General features: G+C 46.5%; 9 protein-coding genes. 4 read left to right on the forward strand and 5 right to left on the reverse strand.

Translation table 11 applies throughout. The features are described from left to right. Positions 1–449 precede the first annotated feature (449 nt). The 3 genes from O3C58_13630 to O3C58_13640 all read right to left on the reverse strand — a co-directional run bounded on the left by O3C58_13630 (position 450) and on the right by O3C58_13640 (position 3029). On the reverse strand, positions 450–1793 hold the full coding sequence (locus tag O3C58_13630) for a porin (protein ID MDA0692893.1): 1344 nt from the start codon (positions 1791–1793) through the stop codon (positions 450–452). A 333-nt stretch (positions 1794–2126) separates the two neighbouring features. Continuing rightward, positions 2127–2405 (reverse strand): hypothetical protein, encoded by a 279-nt coding sequence (locus O3C58_13635; GenBank protein ID MDA0692894.1) that lies wholly within the window; start codon positions 2403–2405, stop codon positions 2127–2129. A gap of 264 nt (positions 2406–2669) precedes the next feature. After that, a complete protein-coding gene (locus tag O3C58_13640) occupies positions 2670–3029 on the reverse strand; it encodes a tetratricopeptide repeat protein (GenBank protein MDA0692895.1) in 360 nt (119 codons plus the stop codon). Between the two features lie 300 nt (positions 3030–3329). Here O3C58_13640 and O3C58_13645 point away from each other — a divergent pair, with 300 nt between their 5' ends. Next, a complete protein-coding gene (locus O3C58_13645; protein ID MDA0692896.1) occupies positions 3330–4382 on the forward strand; it encodes a PAS domain S-box protein in 1053 nt (350 codons plus the stop codon). A 371-nt stretch (positions 4383–4753) separates the two neighbouring features. Further along, positions 4754–6499, forward strand: a complete 1746-nt coding sequence (gene ggt / locus O3C58_13650) for a gamma-glutamyltransferase (protein MDA0692897.1) — start codon at positions 4754–4756, stop codon at positions 6497–6499. A gap of 13 nt (positions 6500–6512) precedes the next feature. Here ggt and O3C58_13655 read toward each other — a convergent pair whose 3' ends face one another. After that, a complete protein-coding gene (locus O3C58_13655; GenBank protein MDA0692898.1) occupies positions 6513–6722 on the reverse strand; it encodes a hypothetical protein in 210 nt (69 codons plus the stop codon). A gap of 376 nt (positions 6723–7098) precedes the next feature. On the opposite strand from O3C58_13655, the gene O3C58_13660 reads away from it, so the two are divergent. After that, positions 7099–7482, forward strand: coding sequence for a hypothetical protein (locus tag O3C58_13660; protein ID MDA0692899.1), 384 nt, complete (start codon positions 7099–7101; stop codon positions 7480–7482). 472 nt (positions 7483–7954) lie between these two features. Beyond that, positions 7955–8353, forward strand: coding sequence for a response regulator (locus O3C58_13665; protein MDA0692900.1), 399 nt, complete (start codon positions 7955–7957; stop codon positions 8351–8353). Between the two features lie 36 nt (positions 8354–8389). Here the strand turns inward: O3C58_13665 and O3C58_13670 are convergent, their stop codons facing one another. Then, complete coding sequence (locus tag O3C58_13670; protein ID MDA0692901.1) at positions 8390–9319, reverse strand: cation diffusion facilitator family transporter; 930 nt, start codon at positions 9317–9319, stop codon at positions 8390–8392. Between the last annotated feature and the right edge of the window lie 194 nt (positions 9320–9513).

Here is a 9513-nt window from a genome sequence, read left to right on the forward strand (position 1 = left end):
TAGCAGAGCTACGAGGAATTCTTTTGATTAAATTCCGCACTTCCGTATAACCTTTAAGGGTAGGTCGCCTGTCCTGCTAAAACAAAAGACGCTTCTTTGAATTGGCGATTCGGTGCCGTTGTCAATTTTTAGAAGTGCCCTTATCTAAAAGTAAACCGGGTTCAAATCATTGCTAGAAATCAATCTGGAAAATTAAACAGGAACTCTCAAAGTTCGTGGATTATTACAACAGCCATCGATATCACGAAGCATTAAACAATGTCACTCCGGCTGATGTTTTCTTTGGAAGGCAACGTGAAATCTTAACCAAAAGAGATCAAGTAAAAAGAAAAACCCCAGCTTTGAGGAAAAAACAAAACCTCAAAGCCAGGGTCGCTTAACTTGAAAAAATATTTACACAAAGACTATTAACAAAATGCACCACTATCTCGGTTTAGGAATAACCCATGCTAGAAGGAAATATCCCATTGCAGTCGGACTCTATCGTCGGACAGCTTTCGACCCGCCGATTCATCATCCAGGGTTAAATGGGAATAATCAAGTGTGATTTTATTGTTATGTCCCTTGATAAAGTAGTTCAACCCTGCCGTAAACTCATCCCGGTTGTCGTTGGTGTTAAGATTAACGACATCCGGCGCATCCACAAAGGCATAACGAAAAGCTATTTCCAGTTGCTCGGGTACTGCTGGAATGAGGCCATGAGGAAAATACCCGACCTGTGCATACAGCCCTGTATAGTCGTGCGTCAGTCCGGTGGACTTGTCTCTAACATTTTTCTCATGGTATTCCTGCTGGAGGGCCAGTCCTTTCCATTTGAACGCGAATTCCTGCACCCACTGCTCCGTTCTGAATTGTGTGGGCGTGGCTGAAGCCGCTTCTGTGAGTCCTTCCAGGTTGCCGCAACCGGAAGAACTCCACCGGGTACAGGGTCCGGTATTGGTGGCAGCGGCAAAGGCAATCTGTCCTGCCGGTTTATCATGGCGTTTTACATCCGACTGATACCATTTTAAATCTTTCTTGCCTATAAAGTTCCACTGCACCCGCCCCATATACATCATGTCCGTCGTATTGTTATTTACCGAGCGGCCTTCGCCGTTGAATACCCCTGCGTAATAATTGATAAAAGCCGGGGTATCCTTGAATAAACGGCCCTTCACCAGGGCACCGACCTGCCGGTCTATGGTGAATTCACGATTGACAATCGACCGTTCGACAAACGTCTGGCGGCCAGAAGAATCCACACGTTCCCGGTTGTAGTTGATTTTCCATTGGCCCACCCGAAAACCGATTGCATCACTCGGTTGTACGTCAAGTCTGTAATCGATGACCCTTGCAGACGAGGCAGAGGAGGTATCGTCGGTATCCCGGGAAGGTTGCAGGTCCACCTCAAAATAGTATTTGATCCACTTTTTATAACCATGACCACCGATTTTCATACGAAGCCGCCGGGCTTCAAAGTTACTCGAATCTTCCCCGGTCGTGAAATTCGCCTCAGTTCTGGGGTCCGATCGGTTTGGATGGGTGAATCGCAATTGCGCGCGCCAAACCAGTTTGGTGGAAAATAACCCATCCGGGCTGGTAAATTCAAAACCCGGGTTCGTGTATTTGAAATAATCCCCTGAAGATTTGGCTTCCAATTTATCAAAAAGAGCCTGTCTGTCTTCACGCAACGCATCGAATTTTTCTTCCAGAGCCAGCAATCGTAACTCGTTTTGCGACATATCGGACCAGGCACTTCCTGGCGCACTAATCAAAACCCCTAATATTAACAGCATACCCAGTAACTTTTGCACGATTCCCCCCTTTTTTCATTTTTATCAGATAGACACATAGAAACCCTAAGTTTTATGATTCAAAATTGATTTCTTAAAGATTACTGTATTGAGTGCAGGATAGATTCCGATCATTAGGGTTTTGTTAGGGTAAGATTAAAATTCGTTGAGCATTCAACGGGTTGGGTGTTTATGAAAAAGAATCCAATGACCACTGGGAATAAAGTGGCGCGAAGGAAGCTATAGATGCTAAAGCTGGCTTGGGTACTGGGCGAGGTAGTGCAATGTCGGGGCCAGGAGGCCAAGGGGGGTGGCGGACGGTTGGGTCCATCCGGTTCTTTCAGTCTTGTTCTTTCAGTCTGGCGGCTCATCCTTCCATATCACCTGATTCTTTGCATTCTTGATATATGCGTGATCCGCATCGGCTTTTTCGTCAAGAGTCAGAGGCTCTTCGACATCGACCACCATGGCCGATACCTTTTCCATATTCCCGCCCAACTGTAAAAATATTTGATCGCCATTGTCCAGCCGGGCGCTCTTGTAAACGAAAATGAAGTTGTAGTAATGCGAAAAAAATAATGGCACATCCCCATACTCTGCGAACACTTCTTCTGTCGTCATCTTAGATTCCATATTGAGAGCATCCCGAAATATTAGTTTTCACAGAAAATAGACTCGTGTGCAAAATTTACTTAAATCAGTGGCACGGGCGACCTATCCTTAAATTTAAGGTAGGTCGCCTGTCCTGCTAAAACAAAAGACGCTTCTTTGAATTGGCGATTCGGTGCCGTTGTCAATTTTTAGAAGTGCCCTTGATTTATTGCCCCAGAGTGGGGCGCTCACCTGATTTTTTTATAAGCAGATCCTTGCCGGTTAAAAAATCGTCGATCGATCCTGTCAATTTTCCCGTTTCAGATACTTATCCAATAACTGGGATGCCAGAATCTTATCATTCCCGTTGGCGTACTTCCTGGCTAATTTAAAATATTCCAACGCCTTTTCCGGTTCTCCCTGCTGGTGATAAGCCAATGCGATATTGAAATAAATTTCTCCCGCGGTTTTATCCGCCGCATACGCCTGCATGAACCGGAGCAGGGCATCTTTGTAACGCCCTGACTGATAATGCGTAATTCCTGAGTCGTTGTGCATTTTGGCCGAAGGCTCCGCCCCCACAGGTAGAGTCAAGGGATTTTCATCGCCCTTTGCGCAACTGATACCACCTAAAATCAAAATTAGAATGAGTAGTATTTTTGTCATTTTCTCCTTCTTTATAATTCATGCTTAAAGTTCGCGCCTGGAGCCCGTTTTCCTTTGATCGCTCCCGCAACGTGGAGCTTGCCACAACCCCTGATAACAGTTGTCTCTTTTTTCACCAAGGTGTATGTAATTCTACAACCTTCAAAAAAAGTAACAATTCAGATGCAAGGGCAAAACCTTTGTAGCTCCACATATTACCTATTTCAAGAAAGTTTGGCAGGATTTTTGCTTTCAAGCCCTGTATTGCATAGATAAGTATAGGAAAATAATCCATCTACCAACTTCTTTTTTGGTTAATAAATGCTACAAGAAGCTGAAAACAAGCAAGAATCCGACATCCTTCAACAAGCCATCAATCTGGTTAAAGAAAATCAGCGCTTGGCTGAGGAAAAAGAAAAGGCTGAAGAGCAACTCCAGCAAGCCAATCGGCAAAACCAACTGATCCTGAATTCCGCCGGAGAAGGCATTTATGGCCTGGATTTGGAAGGAAATACTACTTTTGCCAATCCTGCCGCTGAAAAAATGTTGGGATACGCAGAGGGAGAACTCCTTGGCAAACCCCAACATGCCATAATTCATCATTCCAAACCCGATGGATCGCCTTATCCGCGCGACGACTGTCATATCTATGCCGCAATTAAAGATGGCAGAGTGCATCGGGAGACTGAAGAGGTCTTCTGGCGAAAAGATGGAACCTCTTTTCCCGTCGAATATGTCAGCACGCCTATCCGGGAAAATGAAAAACTGGTCGGCGCCGTGGTCACTTTCAAGGATATAACCGAACGCAAGAAGGCCGAAGCTCAACAACAAATGCAGTATGAATTGACCCGGACATTTCTGGACAGCGAATCATTAGAAGACACGTTTCCCAGAATCCTGCAAGCAATTGGAGAATTTATGGAATGGGAAATCAGTCACTATTGGGAGAAAATTCCGGAATCGGATGCACTCAACTGTCGATATGCCTGGAATGCCCCCGGCTTAAATGAAAGTGTGGCCTTCATGGAATTTAAAGAAAACTCGTTTACAAGAAAATTTGAAAAAGGCACAGGATTGCCCGGACGGGTATGGGACCGGTTAGAACCTTCCTGGATTGCCGATGTACGTTGCGATACAAATTTTCCCAGGGCGCCCTTCGCCAAAAAACTGGGCATGAGGTCGGGATTCGGTTTCCTCATTTTCTATAAAAAACAATTTATGGGGGTGATCGAAATATTTACGCGGCAAGTGTGCCAACCGGAACCCCACCTCATCGAAATGATGGCCAATCTGGGCGAGCAAATCGGTCAGTGGATGCGTTTGAAAAAAGCCGAGGAACACCTGGATAAATTAAATTTGAAAACCCTCGACTGAGTTCCTCTTTTTTTCATCCCGGTGGCAGAGAAGTTCCCAGGGATTCCCTGTTTAGGGCACTTCTAAAAATTGACAACGGCACCGAATCGCCAATTCAAAGAAGCGTCTTTTGTTTTAGTAGGACAGGCGACCTACCCTTAAATTTAAGGATAGGTCGCCCGTGCCACTGATTTAAGTAAATTTTGCGCACGATTCTATTTTCTGTGAAAACTAATTTTTAGAAGTGCCCTTTAATCAAAACCCTCTTAAAATCCCCTTGACCTACCTCTGAAAGCAAGCGATCATTCACCTCGACAAAAAAGTCCGCACCCGGTCAAGCCAGGATCCAAACCTCAAATCAACCCAAAACATTTTCCACCTCCAGCGACTTAATGAAACCTTTCATCCCCTTTAAGGCAAAAACTTTTCCCAGGATTGTCATTGCTTACATCCTTATTCTTCTCTCTCTGACCGCTTGTGCCCGCGAAAAAGCGTCTTTGCCAACAGAGGCCACGCCCTCTCCTGCTTTTTCTAAAAATGGAATGGTGGCAACTCAGGAAGCCCTCGCCACCAAAGTCGGAGTCCAAATCCTCAAGCAGGGGGGAAACGCTGTGGACGCCGCCGTCGCCATCGGGTTCACGCTGGCCGTCACCCTGCCGCAAGCGGGAAATCTTGGTGGCGGGGGGTTCATGATCGCCCATATTGCCAAAACAGGGGAAACGGTCGCCATTGATTACCGGGAAATGGCTCCTGCCCTGGCAACACAGGATATGCATTTGGACGAGCATGGCAACCCCGTCAGCGAGCGCTCCCAGTTCACCCATCTTGCCGTCGGCGTTCCCGGCACGGTGGCCGGTCTTTCTTATGCGCTCAAAAAATACGGAACCCTGACGCTCAGGCAGGTCATGTCTCCTGCAATTCATCTGGCGGAAAAAGGATTTCACGTCACCGTCCCTCTGGCCGACAGCTTCAAGAAACACAAAAAGGCTTTGCTTCGCTGGCCCGAAACGACAAAAATTTTTTTCAAGCCGGATGGTTCGTTTTATGAACCAGGAGATTTATTGGTTCAAAAAGATTTGGCCGTGTCTTTAAAGCAGATCGCCAAAGAAGGTCCCAGAGCTTTTTACCAGGGAGCCATCGCCGAAAAGCTGGCCGCAGAGATGAAAAGTCACGATGGATTGATCACCCTTGCAGACTTGCAAAATTACCGGGTGGTTCGGCGTGAACCTGTACGCGGGACTTACCGTGGCTATGAAATCGTTTCCATGCCACCTCCCAGTTCCGGCGGCATCCACCTTATTCAGATGTTAAATATTCTGGAAGGCTATCCCCTCCGTTCTCTTGGAGCGGGTAATGCGGAAACGCTTCATCTGCTGGCCGAAACCATGAAGCTCGCTTATGCCGACCGCAGTCAGCATTTGGGAGATCCCAAATTCTGGAAGGTGCCGGGTCGTGGACTCACGTCTAAAGCTTATGCTGAAAACTTGAAAAAGTTGATTCAAGCCGACAAGGCCCAACCCTCAAAAGAAATTCTACCCGGCGACCCCTCACCGTATGAAAGCCCCCAGACCACTCACTTCTCGGTGATGGACGGTGCTGGAAACGCCGTTTCCAATACCTATACCTTGAACTTTGGTTACGGCACGGGAATCGTGGCTAAGGGAACGGGAATACTTTTGAACAACCAGATGGATGATTTTTCCTCAAAACCAGGTGTTCCTAACGCTTACGGGCTGGTCGGCGGCGAGGCCAATGCTATTCAACCCATGAAGCGGCCTTTGAGCTCCATGACTCCCACTCTCGTATTCAAGGCAGGAAAACCCATCCTGGCGACAGGAAGCCCCGGGGGAAGCCGGATCATCACCAGCACGTTGCAATTTTTACTAAACGTCCTGGATCACAAAATGAATATTGATTCGGCCACCCGTGCACCGCGTATTCACCACCAATGGCTACCAGACTGGCTGGAAATGGAGCCAGGCTTCAAACCGGAAACGCTTCTTGCTCTAGCGGAAAAAGGTCATCTGGTGGTCGAAACCAAGCCCTTTGGGTCCACACAATCCATCCTGCGCACAAAAAAAGGGTTTTACGGCGCTTCCGATCAACGCCGGCCCGGAGCCTTAGCCCAAGGGTATTGAACAAACGATAAAACTAGGCCCACCATTTTTTATGGGTTTTTTTCCAGACCTTCTGGAAATCACTGCCATAAACCTCCGCCATCATGATGACATCATGACCGTGCAGATCGCTGTCAAAAAAATCCAGCGCTTCACTTGCTCTTTTTTCGAAATTTACTGCGTCTGAAAATTTTTTGTTGCGGGCGGGAAACAAGCGATTCAAACCTTCGGTTGGATTTTTCACAATCACCTCCGTTTGAAAGGGGTCGCGCGAATAATGAAATTTTCACAAGTAAGATAGACTTATTTTCATGTTTATTCCAATTTTTTCGCAGAAATATTCACGCCCCCGTGAGCTTCATTTATGCCGCCTGAAAGCATTCAAATTGACTTTTCCCGTAAATATTTGTAATTTCGATCCTTCGCCTGAAATCGCAACGTAACCGCAAGTTCAATGCGCCTCCAGGCCAGAATCACCCGCTATAAGATTTTGAATCTCAATCCTGAAATGAAAAAATGTTAAGATAAACCCTTCGTTATCCCATTAGACCGTTCAAACCATTTCACCAAGGGGCTCTGGAAACTAATGTTACCAACCCTCATTATAAGGATCATCAGCAATGAAGCCTGGCAACAAGTATCTTTTAATTATTTCCCTGACTGCTGGCCTCGCACTTAGCCTGCTTCTGTTGTTGACAGACACTCAGCCCAATATGGAAATGGTCATTATCAACAAAAGCGGCCAGTCCATTGCTTTGGTTGACCTCAAAACTAAAAAGGCGGGAAATAATATTCGGATTCATGGAGTGGATGTGGACACTGAAGTGATAGTGAAACTTCAAACCGATGGAGACGATACCGTGTCCACCTTCATTCGCTTTGCCGATGGCAAGGAGATGCAAGGAGAAAGTATTCGAATCGAACCAGGGGTCCGGTTGACTCAATCTGTCCTGGAAGAAAAAATTATTGCCGGGGAAAATTCGTCAATGTCCCTTGATCAATAGCAACTTCTGCCAAACTTCAGGGAAGTCCTTTCCCATGACGATCGTTTGCCTTGAGCGCGGGCTCTACGGGATAATGCGCACTATCCTTTGAGGGCAATCGACGGGCCCATTGAACCCGACCACACACGAATAAACCGCTTGAAATTACCCTTCTTATTTTGATCGGGAGTTTCTCAAAATTCCCGGTTTTTTCATTCTGTTCCCGAATCACACTCCCCATTTCACGTCCCTGACAGTTCCCGCAATACCTCGGCAATCCAATATTGAAAGCAAAGTATGACCCATCCGCCGCCGAGTCTTAACAATTCACTGGCATCCTGAATCTGACAACCGGCTCCTTTATACGCAGTTTATTTTTTTGACGGACTCCACTCAACAGGTTTTGAGGACAGTCTCCTCCTCCGGCATTCTTGGTGGGTGGTTTCCGTCATCTTTATTCATTTATGGAACATTTTTTATACGAGGTAAAAAAATGATCTCGAACATAAAAATTTTAATCGTCGATGACGGAACCCTCTCCAGCCTTCGAGTGCTGACCGGATTGAAGAACAGCGGCTTTAATTATATTGAGCTGGCTGTCAATGCAAACTGTATGTTCGACTATCTGGACCGGGGAAATTTCGGACTCATCATTTCCAACTGGTCCCGGCTGGAAATGAACGGCATGGAATTTATCAAAAATATTAGAAAGCGATCGGATCACAAAGATATTCCCATCATCATGCTCACCAACCCTTATGACTTCACAAATTTTGCTGAGCCATTAAAAGATGAGGAAGTCACATTCGTTCCGAAACCTCTGGACTTAAAAAAAATAGGCGAGACCATTCGGGAAATTTTTGAGAAAAAAGGAGTCTCCAGCAAAAACTGATGACTGCGGCCTTAAACGGTACAGACGGAACCCGCATCACTCAGCATCCGCCCGGTGCGCCAACCAGCTTTGCGCTTCAATGAACACCCGGGTGATCTCAGGGAATTCTCCTTTGATGCGGGATTCGAAAGTCGATATGGCTTCCTCCACCTGGCTGGAAGACAAACCATCCTTGAAATCCAGACTGATATTTAAAAGAATATCATTCGGTCCCAAATGTAAGGTGAGAACTTCGTTTACATGCAGGACATTGGCATTTTCGGCGATGATCCACTTGATCCGCGAAACAACCACTTCACTGGCGGATTCCCCCGTCAACAATCCTTTACACTCATAAGCCAATAGCGCCGCAGTGGTCGCCAAAATAATTCCAATCAGGATCGAAGCCACTCCATCGAGAACGGGCAGGTTTAAAGCCTCGCTCAAATAAATCCCCAGTGCCGCAACCAACAAACCCAGCAAGGCGGCAGTGTCTTCAAACAACACTGTAAAAATGGTCGGGTCCTTGCTCCGCCGGACTGCGGTGATCAAACCTAAGGACCCTTTGGATTTACGAAATTCTTTGAACGCAATATACCAGGCGGCCCCCTCAAAAACCATGGCAAAGCCGAGGACCGCATAATTCACGGTCGGATTCGTAATTGGATGCGGTACTTTTACCTTTGAAATCCCTTCGTAAATGGAAACGCCCGCTCCCAATCCAAAAACAAGGATCGCCACCACAAACGTCCAGAAATACAATTCCAACCCATAACCAAAGGGGTGACTGCGATCCGCGGGCCGGGCGGACCGCTTTATGCCGTAAAGAAGCAAGGCTTGATTACCGGTATCGACCACCGAATGGATGGCTTCCGAGAACATGGAGGAACTTCCGGTGGAAGCTGCGGCGGCAAACTTGGTCACCGCGATCAGCGAATTTCCTGCCAGCGCAGCGTAGATTGCCTTTTTTGAAGAGGGAGTGGCCATTGAAATGAGTTAGAAATTTCCTGTTAAAAAATCTTATTTTTGATTAACGACGATCGAAATGAATTATGGGCATCTCTAAAAATTGACAACGGCACCGAATCGCCAATTCAAAGAAGCGTCTTTTATTTTAGTAGGACAGGCGACCTACCCTTAAAGGTTATACGGAAGTGCGGAATTTAATTCCGCCTTTCCAG

Source organism: Nitrospinota bacterium (assembly GCA_027619975.1).
In the GTDB taxonomy this organism is placed as follows: Bacteria; Nitrospinota; Nitrospinia; order Nitrospinales; family VA-1; genus JADFGI01.